Source organism: Pseudomonas tolaasii NCPPB 2192 (assembly GCF_002813445.1).
Lineage (GTDB): Bacteria > Pseudomonadota > Gammaproteobacteria > Pseudomonadales > Pseudomonadaceae > Aquipseudomonas > Aquipseudomonas tolaasii.
Genome location: NZ_PHHD01000001.1, coordinates 2,866,691 through 2,888,358, shown reverse-complemented (window position 1 = coordinate 2,888,358; position 21,668 = coordinate 2,866,691). Strand labels below are relative to the sequence as shown.

The 21,668-nt window shown below is 60.8% G+C and carries 20 protein-coding genes; 5 read left to right on the top strand and 15 right to left on the bottom strand.

Annotation, left to right across the window (positions count from 1 at the left end):
• Positions 1 to 77 precede the first annotated feature (77 nt).
• The 12 genes from ATI14_RS13380 to ATI14_RS13320 form a co-directional block, all read right to left on the bottom strand.
• Positions 78 to 1,355, bottom strand: coding sequence for a flavohemoglobin expression-modulating QEGLA motif protein (locus tag ATI14_RS13380; RefSeq protein WP_016974370.1), 1,278 nt, complete (start codon positions 1,353 to 1,355; stop codon positions 78 to 80).
• Between the two features lie 21 nt (positions 1,356 to 1,376).
• Positions 1,377 to 1,925, bottom strand: coding sequence for a hypothetical protein (locus tag ATI14_RS13375; RefSeq protein ID WP_016974369.1), 549 nt, complete (start codon positions 1,923 to 1,925; stop codon positions 1,377 to 1,379).
• Positions 1,926 to 2,053: 128 nt separating this feature from the next.
• Positions 2,054 to 2,770, bottom strand: a complete 717-nt coding sequence (locus tag ATI14_RS13365) for a TetR/AcrR family transcriptional regulator (protein WP_026083069.1) — start codon at positions 2,768 to 2,770, stop codon at positions 2,054 to 2,056.
• Between the two features lie 149 nt (positions 2,771 to 2,919).
• Positions 2,920 to 4,422 (bottom strand): lysine--tRNA ligase, encoded by a 1,503-nt coding sequence (gene lysS / locus ATI14_RS13360; protein WP_016974367.1) that lies wholly within the window; start codon positions 4,420 to 4,422, stop codon positions 2,920 to 2,922.
• A 109-nt stretch (positions 4,423 to 4,531) separates the two neighbouring features.
• Positions 4,532 to 5,627, bottom strand: a protein-coding gene (gene prfB / locus ATI14_RS13355) for a peptide chain release factor 2 (RefSeq protein WP_098465888.1) whose coding sequence is annotated in 2 segments (ribosomal slippage) — positions 4,532 to 5,554 and positions 5,556 to 5,627 — 1,095 coding nt in all. Because the reading frame shifts where the segments join, the coding sequence is not laid out codon by codon here.
• A gap of 233 nt (positions 5,628 to 5,860) precedes the next feature.
• Complete coding sequence (locus ATI14_RS13350) at positions 5,861 to 6,862, bottom strand: response regulator (protein WP_016974366.1); 1,002 nt, start codon at positions 6,860 to 6,862, stop codon at positions 5,861 to 5,863.
• Between the two features lie 52 nt (positions 6,863 to 6,914).
• Positions 6,915 to 7,925: a chemotaxis response regulator protein-glutamate methylesterase gene (cheB, locus tag ATI14_RS13345; protein ID WP_016974365.1), complete on the bottom strand. Its 1,011-nt coding sequence runs from the start codon at positions 7,923 to 7,925 to the stop codon at positions 6,915 to 6,917.
• Positions 7,922 to 10,204, bottom strand: a complete 2,283-nt coding sequence (locus tag ATI14_RS13340) for a hybrid sensor histidine kinase/response regulator (RefSeq protein WP_080520417.1) — start codon at positions 10,202 to 10,204, stop codon at positions 7,922 to 7,924. The genes cheB and ATI14_RS13340 overlap by 4 nt, the downstream gene beginning before the upstream one ends.
• Positions 10,201 to 10,902, bottom strand: a complete 702-nt coding sequence (locus tag ATI14_RS13335; RefSeq protein ID WP_016974363.1) for a chemotaxis protein CheW — start codon at positions 10,900 to 10,902, stop codon at positions 10,201 to 10,203. The genes ATI14_RS13340 and ATI14_RS13335 overlap by 4 nt, the downstream gene beginning before the upstream one ends.
• Positions 10,899 to 12,158 carry a CheR family methyltransferase gene (locus tag ATI14_RS13330; protein ID WP_080520418.1) on the bottom strand — a complete coding sequence of 420 codons (1,260 nt, stop codon included), beginning with the start codon at positions 12,156 to 12,158 and terminating at the stop codon, positions 10,899 to 10,901. Before ATI14_RS13330 ends, ATI14_RS13335 begins: the two co-directional genes overlap by 4 nt.
• Entirely contained in the window at positions 12,155 to 12,667 is a 513-nt protein-coding gene (locus tag ATI14_RS13325; RefSeq protein ID WP_016974362.1) for a chemotaxis protein CheW, read from the bottom strand. Before ATI14_RS13325 ends, ATI14_RS13330 begins: the two co-directional genes overlap by 4 nt.
• Positions 12,667 to 14,289 (bottom strand): methyl-accepting chemotaxis protein, encoded by a 1,623-nt coding sequence (locus ATI14_RS13320; protein ID WP_080520419.1) that lies wholly within the window; start codon positions 14,287 to 14,289, stop codon positions 12,667 to 12,669. Before ATI14_RS13320 ends, ATI14_RS13325 begins: the two co-directional genes overlap by 1 nt.
• Before the next feature lie 213 nt (positions 14,290 to 14,502).
• On the opposite strand from ATI14_RS13320, the gene ATI14_RS13310 reads away from it, so the two are divergent.
• From ATI14_RS13310 to ATI14_RS13295, 4 genes are read left to right on the top strand one after another with little or no spacing between them, the layout of a single operon-like run.
• Complete coding sequence (locus ATI14_RS13310; RefSeq protein WP_231124361.1) at positions 14,503 to 15,945, top strand: PAAR domain-containing protein; 1,443 nt, start codon at positions 14,503 to 14,505, stop codon at positions 15,943 to 15,945.
• On the top strand, positions 15,942 to 16,556 hold the full coding sequence (locus ATI14_RS13305; protein ID WP_016974359.1) for a hypothetical protein: 615 nt from the start codon (positions 15,942 to 15,944) through the stop codon (positions 16,554 to 16,556). Before ATI14_RS13310 ends, ATI14_RS13305 begins: the two co-directional genes overlap by 4 nt.
• Positions 16,553 to 17,161, top strand: a complete 609-nt coding sequence (locus ATI14_RS13300) for a hypothetical protein (protein ID WP_080520420.1) — start codon at positions 16,553 to 16,555, stop codon at positions 17,159 to 17,161. The genes ATI14_RS13305 and ATI14_RS13300 overlap by 4 nt, the downstream gene beginning before the upstream one ends.
• Entirely contained in the window at positions 17,158 to 17,814 is a 657-nt protein-coding gene (locus tag ATI14_RS13295) for a hypothetical protein (protein WP_080520421.1), read from the top strand. The genes ATI14_RS13300 and ATI14_RS13295 overlap by 4 nt, the downstream gene beginning before the upstream one ends.
• On the opposite strand, the gene ATI14_RS13290 is transcribed toward ATI14_RS13295, so the two are convergent.
• Positions 17,811 to 18,521 (bottom strand): tellurite resistance TerB family protein, encoded by a 711-nt coding sequence (locus tag ATI14_RS13290; RefSeq protein WP_016970817.1) that lies wholly within the window; start codon positions 18,519 to 18,521, stop codon positions 17,811 to 17,813. The two genes, ATI14_RS13295 and ATI14_RS13290, sit on opposite strands and share 4 nt — an antisense overlap.
• Before the next feature lie 315 nt (positions 18,522 to 18,836).
• Between ATI14_RS13290 and ATI14_RS13285 the strand changes: the two genes are divergently transcribed.
• Positions 18,837 to 20,462 carry a glucan biosynthesis protein D gene (locus tag ATI14_RS13285; RefSeq protein ID WP_080520422.1) on the top strand — a complete coding sequence of 542 codons (1,626 nt, stop codon included), beginning with the start codon at positions 18,837 to 18,839 and terminating at the stop codon, positions 20,460 to 20,462.
• 126 nt (positions 20,463 to 20,588) lie between these two features.
• On the opposite strand, the gene ATI14_RS13275 is transcribed toward ATI14_RS13285, so the two are convergent.
• The gene (locus ATI14_RS13275) at positions 20,589 to 20,774 is read right to left on the bottom strand and encodes a hypothetical protein (RefSeq protein WP_016970816.1); all 186 of its coding nucleotides are present in this window, start codon (positions 20,772 to 20,774) and stop codon (positions 20,589 to 20,591) included.
• Positions 20,775 to 20,969: 195 nt separating this feature from the next.
• Positions 20,970 to 21,515, bottom strand: coding sequence for a GNAT family N-acetyltransferase (locus tag ATI14_RS13270; RefSeq protein ID WP_016970815.1), 546 nt, complete (start codon positions 21,513 to 21,515; stop codon positions 20,970 to 20,972).
• Positions 21,516 to 21,668 lie beyond the last annotated feature (153 nt).

Genomic DNA, 21,668 nt, shown 5'->3' with positions numbered 1-21,668 from the left:
TGTATCAGTTGAAAAAGCTGTGACTGATACACCGCCATCGCAGGCAAGCCAGCTCCCACATTTTTGATCCGGTTTCTTCAGAGGATATTGGAGTAATCCGCCTCTATCCGGTCCAGGCTCAGGTGGTTGAGGAAGTTTGAGAAACACATCCACGCGGCCAAAGCGTTCATGTCGCGGAACTGCTCCGGCAAATACTTGGGTGGCACCACCAAACCTTCATCCACCAATTGGCGCAGGGTACGCATATCTTCCAGAGTGGTCTTGCCGCAGAACAGCAGCGGCACCTGTTCCAGTTTGCCCTTGCGTACGGCGAGCTGGATGTAGTTGTAGACCATGATAAAGCCCTTGAGGTAGGACAAATCCTTGGTAAACGGCAGACCGGTCGGCGTAGAGCCACGGAAAACACGGCTGGCGTTGCCGTAACTTTCGGCCATTTCAAAGCCTTGCTCGCGGAAGAACTGGAACACCTGCAGGAAGTCGGCGCCCTCCTCCACCATATGGATGGCGCGGGTGCGGTTGGTCAGTTTGCGCAGGCGACTCGGGTAGGAGGCGAACGTGATGATCTCCATCAAAATCGCCAGGCCTTCCTGCGTCACGGTGGACGACGGCGGCCCCTTGGACAGAAAGGTGCAGATCGGCTGGTTCTGGCCATTGAGCGTGGTGCCCACGTGCACCAGGCCTTCATGCACTTCCAGGGCGCGCACGTCACGGTCATTGAACATCGCGTCGGCGCGGATCTTGATGTAGTCGGCACCCGCCGCGGCGTCGGCGACGATGCCGTCGGACTCGAACACGCGGATGGTTTCTTCAGCCTCGCCAAACACTTTGTTCAGCCGGGTTTGCAGCAGGGCCACGGCATCCTTGGCGGTGAGGGTTTTGGCTTCATCCTTCAAATCGCCACGGCCGTCGATATTGTTCAGGTAGTCGGACAGCATCAGGCCCAGGTCGGCCAGGGTCGGGTCGCCGGCGTGGAACGCGTCGGAGGCGGCGCCGTACAGCTCCTGGGAAATCAGGCCGAAATCTTCAGTGCCGCGCGCTTCGAGCATGCGCACCACCATGCGGTATTCACGGCACATGCGGCGCATGATCTGCCCCACCGGGCTGAACTGGCCAAGGCGGCGGGTGATGTCACGCTCAATGTTCTGGAACTCCAGCTTCACGGCGCTGGAGTCGAACGACAGGGGCCGGTTGAGGTAGTAATCCCGATCCACCGCCGGCATTTCCTTGCCCTTGGCCTTGAGAAAGCCCTGGCGAATGTTCTCGTCCCACTTCACGGCGTCGAGGACGCGAATCGGTGTTTGCGCCAGCACAATGCGATCAGACAAGGTGCGTATCGTCTGCTGGTAATCGTCCACCCGGTGCTTCCTCTTTAAACGTTATTTACCCGCGCGCCGGTAGCGCACGGCTTCAACGAACACATCGGCATTGGCCGGGTCATCCAGGTAAGCAAAAACCTGCTCCATGGGGCTGTCGACCAGCACGCCGTCGCCTTCGACGGTTTCCACGGTGTTGCCGTGCAACACTTTCTGACCGATCGCTTGATGAATTTGCTCAAGGTCGAGGTTGTAGACCACCAATTCGTGTTTTTCGTCGAACTCAAAGCCAGCGAGGATGAAATGCCCACCGAGCTTGGCCGGCAACGGCGCCGACAAATACCAGCGGTTGCCATGGTGTGCCACGGTAAACACATATTCATCGCGCTGGCCGGGCTTGGCTTTAGGGTAGCTCACGGCCCTGTAACGGTGCTCACCGGCGCGGCTGATCTGCAGGTTGAGCGGTTCGCCCCAGGCGTTTTTGCTCGACCAGTGCCCGATCAACGCGTCGGGCGCGGCTTCACGGGCAGGCAATGGGTCCTTGAAGGTCACCAGGCAACCGCTGAGCAGCAGGAACGACAAGCTGATTACTGCGACACGCCAGATTTTCATCCCATTCCCCATCAGGTGTGGGAGCTGGCTTGCCTGCGATAGCATCGCCCCGGGTTAACTGAAACACCGAGGTGCCTGTATCGCAGGCAAGCCAGCTCCCCCATAAAGCGGATCGCGCATGGGCTTGGCTAGACCGAAGCCAATACCAAGTGCATATAACGCTTGAGGATTTCAAGCATCTCTTCACCGGTCAGAGGCTCCGGGCCGCCAAGCAGGCCCTGATATTCCATCCGACCGATAATCGCCGTCAACACTTTGGCATCCTGTTGCGGCTCGCGCGAACCCAGCATCTGGAAAAACTGCCCGGTGCCCTGCAGCAGGATCTGTTGGTGAGAGCGCACCAGCTCGGCCAGGCGCGGGTTAAGCAAGGCTTCCTGGCGAAAGGCCTGTTCGGCCATCAGGTGCTCGCGGCGGTTGGTGAGTTGGCGCTGCACGTAGTCCGCGGTCAGCCGCGCGATGTCGTCGGCCAGTTGCGAGCGTGACTGCGGGCTGCCATCGCCATAGGCAACCATTTCGCGCAGCAGGCCTTCGTTGCGCACCCACAGCTTGCCCATGAAGGCCGCGCTGCGTTCGACGTATTGGGCGAAGGTATCGGTGAGCAGGTCATCGATATCCTTGAAATAGTAAGTGGTGGCCGACAACGGCACCCCGGCTTCTGCCGCCACCGCGCGGTGGCGCACACCCCGCACGCCATCACGGACCACGATGCGCATGGCCGCATCGAGAATATCTTGCCTGCGTTGCTCGCTGCCCCGGCGACTGGCCTTGCGGCCCTGGTACTGGACACTTTCAGCCACGGCTGCAGCAATGCCGGCGGCGCCTTCTTGAGCCATTACGCGGTTCACGACAGTTTTCCTCTAAGGGTGACGCAAAGCGTCACGGGCTGCATTCCCACGCAGAGTGTGGGAACGATCACCTGGCGCCGTTCTGTTGACGGCTGAATACGCCACACAAAAAAGCCGCCTTATAAAAGGCGGCTTCGGATTCACTACGGTTACGCTTGTGGCCGCATGTGCGGGAACAGGATCACGTCCCGGATCGACGGCGAGTTGGTCAGCAGCATCACCAACCGGTCGATGCCGATACCTTCACCGGCGGTGGGCGGCATGCCGTATTCCAGCGCGCGTACGAAGTCGGCGTCATAGTGCATGGCTTCGTCGTCGCCGGCGTCCTTGTCGGCCACCTGGGCCATGAAGCGCTCGGCCTGGTCTTCTGCGTCGTTCAGCTCGGAGTAGGCGTTGGCGATTTCACGGCCGCCGATGAACAGCTCGAAACGGTCGGTGACGTTCGGGTTGTCGTCGTTGCGACGGGCCAGCGGCGACACTTCGAACGGGTACTGGGTAATGAAGTGCGGCTGTTCCAGCTTGTGCTCCACCAACTCTTCGAAAATCATCACCTGCAGTTTGCCCAGGCCTTCGAAGCCCAGCACCTTGGCGCCGGCTTTCTTGGCGATGGCGCGAGCCTTGTCGATGTCGTTCAGGTCATCGGCGGTCAGCTCAGGGTTGTACTTGAGGATCGAGTCGAACACCGACAGGCGCACGAACGGCTCGCCGAAGTGGAACACCTTGTCGCCGTACGGCACGTCGGTGCTGCCCAGCACCAGCTGTGCCAGCTCGCGGAACAGTTCTTCGGTCAGGTCCATGTTGTCTTCGTAGTCGGCGTAGGCCTGGTAGAACTCCAACATGGTGAATTCTGGATTGTGACGGGTCGAAACGCCTTCGTTACGGAAGTTGCGGTTGATCTCGAACACTTTTTCAAAGCCGCCCACAACGAGGCGCTTGAGGTACAGCTCTGGCGCGATACGCAGGAACATTTCCATGTCCAGCGCGTTGTGGTGGGTTTCAAACGGTTTGGCTGCAGCACCACCGGGGATGGTTTGCAGCATCGGGGTTTCCACTTCCAGGAAATCACGCTTCATCAGGAAGCTGCGGATGTGGGCGATCACTTGCGAACGCACGCGGAAAGTCTGGCGCACGTCTTCGTTGACGATCAGGTCAACGTAGCGCTGACGGTAGCGCTGCTCGGTGTCGGTCAGGCCGTGGTGCTTGTCCGGCAGCGGGCGCAGGGATTTGGTCAGCAAACGGACGCTGGTCATCTCCACATACAGGTCGCCCTTGCCGGAACGGGCCAGGGTGCCAACGGCTGCGATGATGTCGCCCATGTCCCAGGTTTTCACCGAGGCCAGGGTTTCTTCCGGCAGGGTTTTGCGGTTGACGTAGACCTGGATGCGCCCGGTCATGTCCTGGATCACCATGAACGAGCCACGGTTGAGCATGATGCGACCTGCCACCTTGACCGGGATCGCAGCCTCTGCCAGCTCTTCCTTGGTCTTGTCCGCGTACTGTTTCTGCAAGGCATCGCAGTAGTTTTCGCGGCGGAAGTCGTTGGGGAAGGCATTGCCCTTGGCGCGCTCGGCCGCAAGCTTTTCCTTGCGCAGGGCGATCAGGGAGTTTTCTTCCTGTTGCAGGGCTTGCGGGTCGAGTTGTTGGTCGCTCATGTCTTTAAATTTTCCATCAGGTTCGTTGCCCCAGCCTTTGGCTGGGGATCGCGGGCAAGCCCGCTCCCACAGGGATCGAGGGGTGTCAGCCAATCCCGAGTTGCATGTATTACAGGCCTGATTTCAGGCTGGCTTCCAGGTATTCGTCGATGTCGCCGTCGAGCACCTTGTCGCAGTCGCTGCGTTCGATGTTGGTGCGCAGATCCTTGATCCGCGACGCATCGAGCACATAAGAGCGGATCTGGTGACCCCAGCCGATGTCCGACTTGGTGTCTTCCAGCGCTTGCGACGCGGCGTTGCGTTTCTGCATTTCCTGCTCGTACAACTTGGCCCGCAGCATTTTCATGGCGGTGTCCTTGTTGGCGTGCTGGGAACGTTCGTTCTGGCAGCTGACCACGGTGTTGGTCGGTACGTGGGTGATACGTACAGCCGAGTCGGTGGTGTTTACGTGCTGACCACCGGCACCGGAGGAACGGTAGGTGTCGATACGCAGGTCGGCCGGGTTGATCTCGATTTCTACCTTGTCATCGATCTCTGGCGAAACGAAAACGGCGGAGAACGAGGTGTGGCGACGGTTGCCGGAGTCGAACGGGCTTTTGCGCACCAGGCGGTGCACGCCGATCTCGGTACGCAGCCAGCCAAAGGCATATTCGCCCTTGATGTGCACGGTCGCGCCCTTGATACCGGCGACTTCACCGGCCGACAGTTCCATGATGGTCGCATCGAAACCGCGTTTGTCCGCCCAGCGCAGGTACATGCGCAACAGGATGTTGGCCCAGTCCTGGGCCTCGGTGCCGCCGGAACCGGCCTGGATATCCAGGTAGGCGTTGTTCGGGTCCATTTCGTGGCTGAACATGCGGCGGAATTCGAGTTTGGCGAGATTTTCCTCGAGACGGGCCAGCTCGGCGACGACATCGCCCACTGCGCCTTCGTCATTTTCTTCGACGGCCATGTCCAGCAGGTCGCGGCAATCGGCCAGGCCGGTGTTCAGTTCGTCGAGGGTATCGACGATCTGCGCCAGCGCAGCGCGCTCGCGGCCCAGTTCCTGGGCGTATTCAGGTTTGTTCCAGACACTCGGATCTTCAAGCTCGCGGTTGACTTCGGTCAGACGCTCATGCTTTTGATCGTAGTCAAAGATACCCCCGAATAGTTTCGGAGCGCTCGGACAGGTCCTTGATGGTGTTAAGGATCGGGTTGATTTCCATGACGGGCAGCACTCGTTGGCGAACTTTTGAAAGCCGACGAGTATAACGACAAACAGGGTGGAGCGGCAGCCCGCTTGGCGAAAAGGCGGGTTTTGCAGGTGATCTATAAGACAATCGGGATCAAATGTGGGAGCTGGCTTGCCTGCGATAGCGGTGAGTCAGCCAACACATCCGTACCTGATAGACCGCTATCGCCGGCAAGCCAGCTCCCACAGGGTTCTGCGGTGCTCCGGCTACTCGATACCCACCTGATTGCGCCCATTGTGCTTGGCCGTATACAAACCCTTGTCTGCCGCCATGATCAACTGCCGGCAATCGGTGCCCTGCACCGGCGTCATGGTCGACAGGCCAATGCTGATGGTCAGGCTTGCGCCTTCCGCCGGGGCAATGTGCGGGATCTTCAGCGCCGCCACCGCCATGCGCAGTTTCTCGGCCACCAGCCGCGCACCGCCCGGCGAGGTGTTCGGCAGCACCAGGGCAAACTCTTCACCGCCATAACGCGCCGGGAGGTCCGAAGGCCGGCTGCTGGCTTCGCGGATGGTCGCGGCGACCTTGCGCAGCGCTTCATCGCCTTCGACATGGCCGAAGCTGTCGTTGTAGGTCTTGAAGAAATCCACGTCGATCATCAACAGCGACAACTGGGTCTGGTCACGCATGGCGCGGCGCCATTCCAGTTCCAGGTACTCATCAAAGTGCCGACGGTTGGACAGCCCGGTCAGGCCATCGGAGTTCATCAGGCGTTGCAGCACCAGGTTGGTGTCGAGCAGTTGCTGCTGGCTGACCCGCAACGCCCGGTAAGCCGCATCACGCTGCAACAGGGTCATGTAGGAGCGCGAGTGATAGCGAATGCGCGCCACCAGTTCGATGTTGTCCGGCAGCTTCACCAGATAATCGTTGGCCCCGGCCGAGAACGCCGCGCTCTTGATCAGCGGGTCTTCCTTGGTGGAAAGCACGATGATCGGAATATTCGCGGTGGCCGGGTGGTTGCGGTATTCGCGCACCAGGGTCAGGCCATCGAGGCCCGGCATCACCAGATCCTGCAGGATGACGGTGGGCTTGATGCGGATCGCCTGGGCAATGGCCTGGTGCGGGTCGGCGCAAAAGTGGAAATCGATGTTTTCCTCATGGGCCAACCCCCGCCGCACGGCTTCGCCGATCATGGCCTGGTCGTCGACCAGCAACACCATGGCGGCGTTTTCGTCGGTCTTGATGTCGTCGATCTGTAAATCATTCATGTGCAGTCACCTGAATTACTGTCCTGCAAACCAGCACAGCGGGAGGTCTTGATCATTTTGCAAAAACCTCCAGCAATCGGGGCGCAATTCTGTCCAGTGGGCGAATTTCAACAGCGGCATCAATGGCCGCTGCGGCTTTGGGCATGCCATACACCGCCGAGCTTTGCTGATCCTGGGCGATGGTCAAATATCCTTGTTCACGCAACAACTTGAGGCCCTGGGCCCCGTCACGCCCCATGCCGGTCAGCAGTACGCCGACGGCATCGCCATTCCAGTGGCTCGCCACGCTCTCGAAAAACACGTCGATCGAAGGCCGGTAGATCTCGTTCACCGGCTCCGCTGTATAGGCTAGCGTGCCGTTTTTCAACAGGCGAATGTGGTGGTTAGTGCCCGCCAGCAATACCACACCGCTTTGCGGCGGTTCACCCTCACGGGCCAGGCGCACCGGCAACGCCGAGGCGCTGCTCAACCACTCGGCCATGCCGGCGGCAAATACCTGGTCCACATGCTGCACCAGCACGATGGCGGCAGGAAAGTCCCGTGGCAAGCCTTTAAGCAAGGCTTCCAGGGCGGCCGGCCCGCCAGCCGACGAGCCGATCGCCACCAGGCTCTGGCGCTTGCCGGTGATGCGCGGTGGCGCGGTTTCGGCGCGTACCCGGCTGCCGCGCTGGCCGATCAGCCAGCCAATGTTGAGGATCTTGCGCAGCAACGGCGCCGCCGCATCCTTGGGATTGCCCACACCGAGCGCCGGCGTGTCCACCACATCCAGGGCGCCATGGCCCATGGCTTCAAACACACGGCTGACGTTGGCCTGGCGGTCCACGGTAACGATCACGATCGGGCACGGCGTCTCGGCCATGATCCGGCGCGTGGCCTCCACCCCATCCATCACCGGCATGATCAGGTCCATCAAAATCAGGTCCGGCGTCAGTTCGGCGCAATGCTGCACGGCCTCCAGACCATTGTTCGCCACCCAGACCACCTGGTGCGCCGGTTCGAAACTCAGCGCACGGCGCAAAGCCTCCACGGCCAGGGGCATGTCATTGACGATCGCAATCCTCATGCCCGGGCCCCTCCGATCAGCTCAACCACAGCGTCCAACAGGGCGTCATCATGGAAACTGGCCTTGGCCAAATAATAGTCGGCACCGGCGTCGAGGCCTCGGCGCCGGTCTTCTTCACGGTCCTTGTACGACACCACCATCACCGGCAACGATTGCAGGCGGCTATCACGGCGCAAGAGTGTGACCAATTCGATCCCGTCCATACGAGGCATATCAATGTCAGTGATGAGCAGGTCAAAGTCTTCGGAGCGCAACGCGTTCCAGCCGTCCATGCCATCGACCGCAACGGCCACTTCATAACCACGATTTAGTAACAATTTGCGTTGAAGCTCACGCACGGTCAGCGAGTCATCCACCACCAGCACCCGTTTGCGCGGCGCTTCGGTGGCCTGCTGGCTACGCCGGGCGATGCGTTCGAGGCGGCCAGTGTTTAGCAGCTTGTCGACCGAACGCAGCATGTCTTCCACATCGACGATCAGCACCACCGAGCCGTCGTCGAGCAAGGCGCCGGCGGAAATGTCCTGGACCTTGCCCAGGCGGTTATCCAGCGGCAACACCACCAGCGTGCGCTCGCCGATAAACCGCTCCACTGCGATGCCGTACACCGCATCGCGTTCGCGGATCACCACCACCTTGAGGGTGTCTTCATGGTTCTGCCCCGCCGGGCGCTGCAACAACTGGCTCGCGGCAACCAAACCAACATGCCGGCCCTCATGCCAGAAATGCTGGCGGCCTTCCAGTTGCACGATGTCATCCGGCGCCAGATCGCACATGCGCTCAATATGCGCCAATGGGAACGCGTAGGCTTCCTCGCCGACTTCCACCACCAGGCTGCGCACCACCGAAAGGGTCAACGGCACTTCCAGATGAAAGCGGCTGCCCTGCCCCGCCGTCTGCTCCAGCACCACCGCGCCGCGCAACTGGCGCACCATATGCTGCACCGCGTCCAGGCCCACGCCGCGCCCGGACACCTCGGTCACCTTGTCACGCAGGCTGAAACCCGGCAGGAACAGGAACGTCAGCAGCTCTTCTTCGCTCAGGCGCAGCGCGGTTTCCAGCGGCGACAGGTGGCGGTCGACGATGGTGCCGCGCAGGCGCTCCAAATCGACACCATTGCCGTCATCGCTCAATTCCAGCACCAGCAAACCGGCCTGGTGGGAGGCGCGCAGGCGAATCACGCCTTCGGCCGGCTTGCCCGCCAGAATGCGTTGCTCGGGCATTTCGATGCCGTGGTCGACCGCATTGCGCAGCAGGTGGGTCAGCGGCGCTTCGAGTTTTTCCAGTACATCACGGTCAACCTGGGTCTTTTCACCCTCGATTTCCAGGCGCACCTGCTTGCCCAGGCTGCGCCCAAGGTCGCGGACCATGCGCACTTGCCCGGCCAACACGTCGGCAAACGGGCGCATGCGGCACGCCAACGCGGTGTCATACAGCACCTGAGCGCGCTGCCCGGCCTGCCAGCCGAACTCGTCCAGCTCGGCGGTTTTTTCCGCCAGCAAGGCCTGGGCTTCGCTCAACAGGCGGCGGGTGTCGGCCAGCGCTTCCTGGGCTTCGAGGTTCAACTCCAGGGCCTTGAGCTGGCCGTCCAGCGCATCCAGGGCACGCACGCTGTTGCTCTGGATGCGTTTGAGGCGTTGCATGCTCGCCAGGTACGGCTTGAGCCGCTGGGTTTCCACCAGGGATTTGCTCGACAGGTCGAGCAAGCTGTTCAAACGCTCGGCGGTCACGCGCAACACGCGCTCGCCGCCTTCGGTCATGGGTTTGCCCTGACGCGGTGGCGCAGCGGCGACCGGCGGCGCAAGCTCGGGCTCCGGTGGCAGCGCTTCAACCACAGGCGCTGCAGCCGGCTCGGGCTCGGGGGGCGGTGCAACGGGCTGGACCGGCGCCAGGGACGGGTCGAGCAAGCGTTCCATCAGCGCCACATAGCCTTCGATATCCGCTGGGCTCACGTCATTGCCGGGTGTGGCGATACGCATCAGCAGGTCGGTGCCTTGCAGTAAGGCGTCGATATGTTCGGGTTGCAGGTACAGGCGGCCTTCCTGAGCGCTGACCAGGCAATCTTCCATGACGTGGGACACGCTGACGCCCGCGTCCACCCCCACAATCCGCGCCGCCCCCTTGAGCGAATGCGCGGCGCGCATGCAGGCCTCGAGCTGGTCAGCCTGAGTCGGGTTGCGCTCCAGGGCGAGCAAACCGGCGCTCAACACCTGGGTCTGCGCGTCGGCTTCCAGGCTGAACAGTTCCAGCAGCGAGGCATCGCGCATCTGGTCGGGGGTCATGTGAGGCTCCGGGTCACGGCGGACAACAATTGCGCCTCGTCCAGCCAACGCAGGCTGCGGCCTTTGAACTGCAGAACGCCCTGGGTATAGCGCGCACTGGCCTGGGTGCCGGAGGCCGATGCGGCCTTCAGGATGCGTTCGTCAATGGCATGAATGCCGTCCACTTCGTCCACCGGCACCACCACCGGGCCGTCCTGCGCGGCGATGATCAACATGCGCGGCATGACGCGCCCGCCCGTCGCGCCGTTGCCGGTGCTGTCCAGGCCCAGCAGTTCCACCAGCGACAGGCACGCCACCAGCGCGCCACGCACGTTGGCCACGCCGAGCAACGCCCGCGAACGCTGGTGCGGCAGGGAGTGAATCGGTTGCAGCGGCGCCACTTCCACCAGGCAACGGGTGGCGATGCCCAGCCACTCCTCGCCGAGACGGAACATCAGCAGCGAACGGGTGACCACGTCCGAATCCACTTCGGCGGCCGCCTGCGGGCGGTGCTCGTCCTGCTGCAAGGCATAGCGGTCAAGCAGCCGCGTGGCGGCGGCGGAATACACCGAGCAATTGCGGCAGTGAATATGGTCCACCAGCAACGGGCAGGACTTGTCGCCATGGATGCCGATGCGGTTCCAGCAATCGTCGATGGCCTGGGTATCGGCCAGGGTCAGGTCCAGGCCTGCGGTGTCGAGCGCGTCGGGGCTACTCATCGTTTGGGCTCACTGTCAGCTCGCTCGCTGCGGGCGGCACGCGCCTGCAACCGGCGCGCCCCCGCACTGTCGCCCTGGGACTCCAGCAACGCGGCCAGGTGCATCAGGGCCTGCGGGTGCTGGGGTTCCAGGTACAAGGCTTTTCGATAATACCCCTGGGCTTCCAGGGCACTGCCCGCCACGTCGCTGAGCAGCCCCAGCCAGTAAAACACCTGGGCGACCGGCGCGTGGTTGCTCAAATACTGCTCGCAGGCTGCGCGCGCCTCGGCACTTTTGCCTTCGTTGGCCAGGGTGGCGATGCGGCTGAGCAAGTCGCCCGCGTCGGATTGCGGCGCCTTGATCGGCACCACCTGGGCGCGCGTGGTGCTGAACGGGCGCGGCTTGGGCGCAATCGGCGCGGCACTGCGTTGTGGCAACGGGGCCGGCATCGGCACAAATACCGGCTCCGGCGTGACCGGGTCCGCATGCCGGCTGAACGCAAACGACTGCGGCACGCCGATCGAGCGCATGCCATGGCGGCCGAGCAAACTGCCCTCGGCGGGGCCGATAAACAGCACGCCATCCACATGGGTCAGGCCCTTGAGCACGTCGAACACCTGCTTTTGGGTCGACTGGTCGAAGTAGATCAGCAGGTTGCGGCAAAACACAAAATCGTAAGTCGGCTCATTGGCCAGCAGCGACGGGTCCAGCAGGTTGCCGACTTGCAGGCGCACCTGCTCGCGCACGCGGTCGTCGATGCGGTAACCGTCGGGCTGTTCGGTGAAGTGATGGTCGCGAAATGCGATGTCCGTGCCGCGAAACGAGTTCCGGCCATACACACCCCGGCGCGCACGCTCCACCGACATCGGGCTGACGTCCATGCCTTGCACCTTGAATTGGTGCGGGGCCAAACCGGCGTCAAGCAAGGCCATGGCAATCGAATAGGGTTCTTCGCCGGTCGAACACGGCAGGCTCAAAATGCGCAGTGCGCGCATCTGTTTGATCTCGACCAGGCGCGCCTTGGCCAGGCGCGCCAGGGTTGCGAAGGATTCGGGGTAACGGAAAAACCAGGTTTCGGGCACGATTACGGCTTCGATCAGCGCCTGCTGTTCGTCGTGCGAGCTTTGCAGGCGTTGCCAGTAGTCTTCCGAGGTGTGCGCGTGCATCGCCTGGCTGCGCTGGCGCACGGCGCGGTCGATGATGGCTTCGCCCACCGACGCGACGTCCAGGCCGATACGCTCTTTAAGGAAGGCCGAGAAACGCGGGTCGCTGCTCATAGGCTCAGCTCGGCAGAGAACAGCAAGGCGCGCACGTCTTCGGTCAACAGGTCGTCCACGCCGATCCACTGCATCAAACCCTGAGCGTCTTCACGCACCGGCCCCAGGTAGGGCGCCTCGCGGTTATCCAGGCCATAGGGCTGGAACTCGGCGGGGTCGCAGCGCAGGGTGTCGGTGGCTTGCTCCAGAATCAGTCCCAGCCAGCGCGCTTCAATCCACGGCTGCGGCTGGTAATTGACCAGCACCAGCCGCGTGCTGGTACGCGCCTGGGCGGTGGTGCCGAACGTCAAGGCGCAGAGATCGATAACCGGCACCAGCGCGCCACGGTGGGCGAAGATGCCCGCCACCCACACCGGCGCATGGGCGATGGGCTTGAGCGGCAGGCGCGGCAGCACTTCGGCCACTTCCGTGGCCTTGAGGGCGTAGCGTTCGCTGCCGATGTGGAACACCAGAAACAGCGCTTTCTTGGCCGCCGGCACGGCGCCGCGTTTAGCCGCGAGGTCGCTCATCAGACTTTGAAACGCGACACGCCGCTGCGCAGACCGACCGCAACCTGGCTCAGTTCATCAATGGCAAAGCTGGCCTGGCGCAGGGATTCCACGGTCTGGCTGCTGGCATCGCCCAGTTGCACCAGTGCATGGTTGATCTGCTCCGCGCCGGTGGCCTGGGCCTGCATGCCTTCGTTGACCATCAACACCCGCGGCGCCAGCGCCTGCACCTGATGGATGATCTGCGACAGCTGCTCGCCCACTTGCTGGACTTCGAACATGCCGCGGCGCACTTCTTCGGAGATTTTGTCCATGCCCATCACGCCCGCCGAGACTGCCGACTGGATCTCGCGCACCATCTGCTCGATGTCGTAGGTCGCCACGGCGGTCTGGTCAGCCAGGCGCCGCACCTCGGTGGCCACCACGGCAAACCCGCGGCCGTATTCACCGGCCTTCTCGGCTTCGATCGCCGCGTTGAGCGACAGCAGGTTGGTCTGGTCGGCCACCTTGACGATGGTCACCACCACCTGATTGATGTTGCCGGCCTTCTCATTGAGGATCGCCAGCTTGGCGTTGACCAGGTCGGCGGCGCCCATCACCGAGTGCATGGTTTCTTCCATGCGTGCCAGGCCTTGCTGGCCGGAACCGGCGGCGACCGAAGCCTGATCGGCCGCGGTGGACACCTCGGTCATGGTGCGAACCAAATCCTTGGAAGTGGCGGCGATCTCCCGCGAAGTGGCGCCGATTTCGGTGGTGGTGGCTGCCGTCTCGGTGGCCGTGGCTTGCTGCTGCTTGGAGGTGGCGGCAATCTCGGTAACCGAGGTGGTCACCTGCACCGACGAACGCTGGGCCTGGGACACCAGGGCCGTCAGCTCGGTCATCATGTCGTTGAAGCCGGTTTCCACCGCGTTGAATTCGTCCTTGCGCTCAAGGTTCAGGCGCTTGCTCAGGTCGCCGTCGCGCATGGTGCCCAGAATCGAAACGATGCGCTGCATCGGCGCCATGATCGCGCGCATCAACAGCAGGCCGCAGAGGCCGGCGGCAAGGATGGCGAAGGCCAAGGACACGAACATGCTGACTTTGGCGGCGGAGACCGCATCGTCGATCGCCGTGGTCGCACGATCGGCCACGTCTTTGTTTTCCGTGATGATGTCGTTGAGCTTCATGCGCCCGGCCGTCCAGGCCGGCGTCAGGTTGGTCGTGAACTCTTTGCGCGCGGCCGCCAGATCATTGCGCTGCAGGCTGTCGAGCACCACCGTCAGGCTCTTGTTGTAGGCCTGGTGCAGGATTTCGAATTTGTCGAACTCGGCCTGATCGTCACGGCCATTGATGGTTTGCTGGTAGTTGGCCATCTGCTGCTGAATACGCCCTTCAAAAGACTTGAAGTCGGCCTTGTCGGCGTCGGTCAGGCCCTTGTCGTCACGCAGGCCCAGCAACTCCAGGGTTTGCAGGTAACTGTCGACCCAGGCGCTGCGGATCATCGAACTGAGATAAACCCCCGGCACCGCGTCATCACGGACCGCCTCTTCGCTGACCTCGATTTTCAGCAACCGCGAATAGGAGACCACAACCATTAACAGCATGATGGCGATAATGACCGCAAAGCTAGCCAAGATCCGTTGGCGCAAGGTCCAGTTCTTCACAGTAATTCCTCGAAGGGCCGATCAAATGCCGACGAGTATAGCTGAGCACAAGCCCTCATTTATCAACGGGTTTTGATGAAGCGCTCACAGAATGCAAAAACACTCCTACAGCATTAGGGAATCAAGCTACAGCAGACAAAGAAGTATCTGACTTTTCCCGCTTCCATTACTTCCCTAGCGTGCTGGTCCCGGCTGACTAAGGACATCTCTCGCATGCAGCGCTATCACATCACCGTAGGCGCCAAAACCACCTCCAACGGCAGCGTTCGCAGTGGCAGCGCAGGCTTCAGCATTGACGGCATGGCCAAATCCATTGAGGGCGACGAGGTCTATTGCCCGGCCTGCGACACCACCGGCGTGATCAGGAGTGACGGTCCGCGCCTCGTGGAGATGATCAATGGGTGTAACGCTGCTTTGGATGATGATATCTGCAGCTGCAAATGCGACCCGCCTCCCCGACTCATTGCCAATCAAACACGCAGTTCACAGATCATCGGGGTTGACCCCTCGCCCCATGCAACAGCTGCCGCACCTTTCGCCACTCAGCCAAAAAACGCGGGGGGGCAGTCGACACAACGTTCTCCCAGACTGTTTTTCTCTGCGCAACAGGTGCCGACGTGTGAAAGCACCTGGCGCAAATACCAAGAGAGCGCCGAAGCGATCGTTGCACCGAACGGCGTATTGATCGCCGATCCCAAGGCACGCAACCGAGTGATCAACGCAGCGTATGCCCAACTGTGGCGATTGGATAAGCGCTTTCAATGGGCAGGGCTCGCAGCGTTCGCCTCCAAACAGGTGGGTTGCGGCTTGCTTCATGCTGCCGAGTCGATTGAAAAAATCCAGGCTGAATATGAAGCGGCGCAACACCTGAAAAAGAGTGCAAAGGATGGGTTCTGGAGCCTGTTCAACCCGGTCGAGGTGCAGCGGCAGGAGAAGCTGCTGGAATACGAAAAAAGGCAGCGGGAGTATGGGCAGGCCATTCGAAACAATCCCCTGCCCGGTATCGATTGGCGCAATGACAGCGAGCCGTTGTCGACCGTGCAGCAGCTCTATCAGCATGTGTACGAGATGATGGCGATGGGGAATACCACGTTGTTTTTGGACGTGTACCCGTTGCATGTTTTTTATCTGGAGCGTGGGTTGAAGCAGTTTGAAAGTTGTTTGTCTTCGCGAAAAAATATCTACGGGGATGGGCAGGACTCAATATTGTGGCCGGTGGGGCAGGAGAAACTAAGATTTGGGGTGGACCACCCGGAAGTGTTGCAGGCGTTCAATGCTATTAATGCAGGCGATATAGCCAATAGTGTTGAGTTGCTGGCCGACCATGAACAACGAAACATCCTTCAACCAACCCTGTATGCAGATCAAAAACTGGTCGCTCTACTACTTGGCAATCATCTTTCTTACGTCACGGGTATACCGTCAGGGTTGGCTCAAGCCATTGAGCTGACACTGGCAAGCCAATGCCGCCCGGTCGAAGACGGTCGAACCGTTGAATTCAGCAATATTCCTTTCGCAAACTTAGCGGATATCACTCAGCGAATGACCTTCGTGCTCAAGGCCGCAGCGCAGTTTGACAAGTTGCTGCATAGCAGCCAGCGACATCTAATCGATCAAGCTATACACGATCTCTCTGAAGGGTTGGGTGTCCGATGAGACAGCTCTCGCGAATAGGCTGGCAACGCGGCGGACTGGGACTCTTCGTCATCGGGCTCGTGATATTAGGGGTGATACGCCTCACCGCGGAAGATCCAGAAATAGCGCTAATGCTAGGCGAGTCTTGGGAGGATATGCGTCAGCGCTCCAGTGCAGAAATCGACCCAGCCATTCCCGGTGAAATATGGGGAAGACTGCCCAAGTCCGACGCCCGCCTTCGCTTCATAGACCCCCAGTATGGTTTCGTAACCCCAACAGCCCGATTCCTCGCAGTAAGTTTCAAATACGATCGAGTTGACACTATCCGCATGTCCCCTCAAATCGAACCGCTATTGCTCGATGATGCCCTTAAAGTTGTATTGGACTTGCAACATCAATGGACCAGGGCTGGCTGGGTGCCAATCCGGATCACGTCCAACCCTCCATTTGCCGACACCCTTGAATGGCGTACCCGATTGCGAAATGTGAACCGGGGTGGCACATCCTATTGGTGGGCAGAAAACAAATATCAAGTGATGTTGGTGGTCGGTCGCTTCAAGGACATTCGTAACCCAACTGAAGAGCGCTACCTCATCACACTGGAACTGGCCAGGCCGAGGGGACAGCCATGAACTCGCCCCTGATCCGACGGCGCAACTTGATTGGGCTGTTTGTTGCCGCACTGATTATCTGGATAGCGCTATACCTCGGCGCCGATGACCCAGAAATAGCATTAATGCTCGGAGAGCCTTGGGAGGATATGCGGCAGCGTTCAAGCGCGGGCATTGACCCTGCCATTCCAGGGCATCATTGGTTCAGGACTCCCAAATCCGATGCCAGACTTCGCCTGGCAGACCCTCAATATGGATTCACTACCCCTTTGGCCCGTTTTTTCACGATAGGTTTCGACGATGAGCGAGTCGGCAGTATCCGCATGTCCCCCCAAGTCGAGCCGCTATTGCTCGATGAAACACTCAAGATCGCACTGGACCTGCAAGACCAGTGGCGCAAGGCTGGCTGGGACCCTATCCGAGTCGAGTCCGACCCTTCCCTGGCAGACACCCCTGAATGGCGTGCCCGGTTGCGCAATGTGAACCTGGGTGGCACCTCCTATTGGCGAGCGGGCAACAAATATCAAGTGATGCTGGTAGTGGGACGATTCAGGGACGACCGGTACCCGCTGGAAGAGCGTTATCTCATGACACTGTCACTGGCCGGGCCGTGGGGGCCTCCATGAACCCGTCCCTGATTCGACGGCGCAACTTGATTGGGCTGTTTGTTGCCGCACTGATTATCTGGATAGCGCTATACCTCGGCGCCGATGAACCAGAAATAGCATTAATGCTCGGCGAGCCTTGGGAGGATATGCGGCAGCGTTCAAGCGCATCCATTGGCCCGGCGATCCCTGGACATGTTTGGGGAAGACTCCCGACGTCGGATGCCCGCCTTCGTTTTATAGACTCTCAATATGGATTCGTAACCCCACTGGCCCGCTTCTTCACAGTGATGTTTGAGGATGAGCGAGTCGGCAGTATCCGCATGTCCCCCCAAGTCGAGCCGCTATTGCTCGATGAAACACTCAAGATCGCACTGGACCTGCAAGACCAGTGGCGCAAGGCTGGCTGGGCCCCCATCCGAGTCGAGTCCGACCCTCCCCTGGCAGACACCCCTGAATGGCGTGCCCGGTTGCGCAATGTGAACCTGGGTGGCACCTCCTATTGGCGAGCGGGCAACAAATATCAAGTGATGCTGGTAGTTGGACGATTCAGGGACGACCGGTACCCGCTGGAAGAGCGTTATCTCATGACACTGTCACTGGCCGAGCCGTGGGGGCCTCCATTCAGGTCAGCAACCACCACTCCGACCGCCCCCCCTGTGAATGATCCTTAGAGCACCGCCTGACGCACCTGCTTTTCCAATTCGACTTTCAAACCCGGCTCCAGCTTGAGCTGGCGGGCAAGTTCATCCAGATACGCCTTTTCCATAAAGTTCTCCTCGTCCACCAGCATCACACTGGCGATGTACATCTCGGCGGCCATTTCCGGGGACGCAGCGGCGCGGGCGACATCGGCGGGGTCGAGGGGCTTGTTGAGTTCGGCATGCAGCCAGCTTTGCAATTCGCGGTCGCTATCGAGCTTGGTGAATTCGCCTTCGATCAGCGCGCGTTCACGCTCGTCCACATGGCCGTCCGCTTTGGCGGCGGCCACCAGCGCCTTGAGAATGCCCTGGCTGTGTTGCTCGACTTGCGCCGGCGGCAGTCGGTCGAGGGTTTGCGGCTCGCCCCTGGGTGCGCTGGCCTGCTGCGCCTGCCAGTTGCCGTAGGCTTTGTAGGCAATCACACCCAGCGCCGCCAGGCCGCCATAGGTCAGGGCCTTGCCGCCGAATTTGCGGGCTTTTTTGTTGCCCATCAGCAGCCCCATGGCGCCCGCCGCAAGCGCCCCGCCACCGGCGCCGCCGAGCAAGCTGCCCAGCCCGCCGCTACCGAGCAACCCGCCGAGGGCGCCGTTATCACCCTGCGCGGGCTGGCCGCCCGCTTTCTTTTGCAGCATGTCCTGGCCAGACTTGAGCAACTGATCGAGCAATCCACGGGTATTCATTCGCAACCTCCAGGCATTTGGGTTCGTGTGGAGCAATAGGCCCCCAGCGTAAAACCAAGTGCCAAAAAGCTTCGATCTAGAGTGCTTCCGAATGTAACGCCAAGGCGAAAAATGGACCTGTGGCGGAAATGCTTTGTTTCATATGCAACGCCATCACCCCGCTATCAATCATTTTTCCTACACCATCGAACCGCTTAAGCTATCCGGCGTCTGTTTATTGTCCGTTGCGTTTGGCCGAAGGCATGTCCGAACCGTAATTTCTGATCCGCTACGTGCCAGGAAGGGCGCGGGATTTGCTCACGACAGGTTGTCTCTATGCACCGCAGGAATTTGCTCAAAGCGTCCATGGCCATTGCGGCCTATACCGGTTTATCGGCCAGCGGCCTGCTCGCTGCGCACGCCTGGGCCGGCAACCGTGCCGCCGACGGCAAGGCCGTTGCCTTTGATTTTGAATCGCTCAAAGCCCAGGCCAAACAACTGGCCGGGACGGCTTATAAAGACACCAAACAGGTGCTGCCGCCGACCCTGGCGACCATGACCCCGCAGAATTTCAACGCCATCGGCTACGACGGCAACCATTCGCTGTGGAAGGAGCTGAACGGCCAACTCGACGTGCAATTCTTCCACGTCGGCATGGGTTTCAAGACACCGGTGCGCATGCACAGCGTCGACCCCAAGACCCGTGAAGCGCGCGAGGTGCATTTCCGCCCTTCGTTGTTCAACTACGCCAAAACCACAGTGGACACCCAGCAATTGACGGGCGACCTGGGTTTCTCCGGTTTCAAGCTGTTCAAGGCGCCGGAACTGGACCGCCACGACGTGCTGTCGTTTCTCGGCGCCAGCTACTTCCGCGCAGTGGATTCCACCGGCCAGTACGGCCTGTCCGCCCGCGGCCTGGCCATCGACACCTACGCGAAAAAACGCGAGGAATTCCCCGACTTCACGCAGTTCTGGTTCGAAACCCCGGACAAGGACGCGACGCGCTTTGTGGTCTATGCCCTGCTCGACTCGCCGAGCGCCACCGGCGCGTACCGCTTCGACATCGACTGCCAGGCCAGCCAGGTGGTGATGGCCATCGACGCGCATATCAATGCGCGCACCACCATCGAGCAACTGGGCATCGCACCGATGACCAGCATGTTCAGCTGCGGCACCCATGAGCGCCGCATGTGCGACACCATCCACCCGCAAATCCACGACTCGGACCGCCTGGCGATGTGGCGCGGCAATGGCGAGTGGATCTGCCGACCGCTGAACAACCCGGCCAAATTGCAATTCAACGCATTTGCCGACAAAGACCCGAAAGGTTTCGGCCTGGTGCAGACCGATCATGAGTTCGCCAGCTACCAGGACACCGTGGACTGGTACAGCAAGCGCCCGAGCCTGTGGGTCGAACCGACCACCGCATGGGGCGAAGGCTCGATCGACCTGCTGGAAATTCCCACCACCGGCGAAACCCTCGACAACATCGTGGCCTTCTGGACCCCGAAAAAGCCGGTGGCCGCAGGTGATTCGCTGAACTACGGCTACAAGCTCTACTGGAGCGCCCTGCCGCCGGTGAGCACGCCGCTGGCGCAAGTGGACGCCACCCGCTCAGGCATGGGCGGCTTTACCGAAGGGTGGGCGCCGGGCGAGCACTACCCGGAAGTCTGGGCACGACGTTTTGCCGTGGACTTCAAGGGCGGCGGTCTCGACCGTTTGCCGGCCGGCACCGGGATTGAACCGGTGGTGACCTGCTCCCACGGTGAAGTGAAGGATTTCAGCGTGCTGGTGCTCGACAACATCAAGGGCTACCGCATCCTGTTCGACTGGTACCCGACCAGCGACAGCGTGGAGCCGGTAGAGCTGCGGCTGTTTATCCGCACCCAGGACCGCACCTTGAGTGAAACCTGGTTGTATCAGTACTTCCCGCCCGCGCCGGACCAGCGCAAGTACACCTGACTCCTAGGTAGAATAAAGGCCGTGTGGGAGCTGGCTTGCCTGCGATGCAAACACCTCGGTATAGAAGATACACCGCAGTGATGCCATCGCAGGCAAGCCAGCTCCCACAGTGTTGTCAGGTGTGGTTTAGAACCGCGACACACTCTTCATTGCCCCAATCAGATACCGCATTGCCACCTGATCGTTTTCGGTCAGGGCGCGGTACTGCGCCAGCAATTCGGCTTCATCCGAACTCAGCCTTCGACCACGCAAGCACACCCTGCGGGTCAGAAAAGACATCATTACACCCGCAACACCATAAGACTTGGCCATGGACTGTTTCTCCTGATATCGATCTCAAACTCCTGTTGCCCATCACCCGCTTTCCGTGAAGTGCAATGCCTCCCCGGACAAACTGACTGACTCCCTGGGCCAGAAATCAGACTTACCCTAAGCGTAGAAACAATCTGCTGACGTGTGGGATTTTTTTAGAGTATTCACTTAAAAAACTGCTGCGGTAACAAAGACCTACAGCCGTTTCTCACACAGTGGGCGATACAGGTGAATGTCATGAGGCTCCTGCGCAAACAACTCCGGGTCGGGTAGCGGCACCAACAAGCAGCCATGACGCCGGTAAAAATCCACCGTGTTCCGCGACTCGGTGGCCGAGACATACAGCGCCTCAGCACCCGCCTCCCGGCCATGCTCACAGGCCAGCGCAAACAGCCGACCGCCCAACCCCGTACCGCGCGCCGAATGGCTGACGTGCAGGAACTTCAGCTGCCGCATTTGCAGGTGCTGGTTATGGATCGGGCGGTTGTCCACCACCACGGCGGCGACCAACGCCGGGCCGTCGAACACGCCCCACAACCAGCCGCCGCGGTTGAGACAGGCACGCAGCGCCACGGCATCCTGCTCGGCCTCGCCTTCCGGCCAGCCGCGCATGTCATGGAAGTCGGCGTACAGCACCAGCTTGCCGTTTTCCAGCCGGTAGCATTCGTGAACCAACTCCGTGCGGTCGATGGTTGCCAGTAACGGGATATCGCTTTCGTTTAACGCTCGTTCCACCAGCATGATGGCCTCCTGCTCTAGAGCGGCAAGCATCAGGGTTGCGTTAAACGCGGGCAAGAAAAAGGTAGGGGTGGCCGCATTCTTGTAGTGAATGGGCCTATTGTGATGAGTCGGCTTGTTGTGGCGAGCGGGCTCGCCACAGCCTAGGCACCTGCA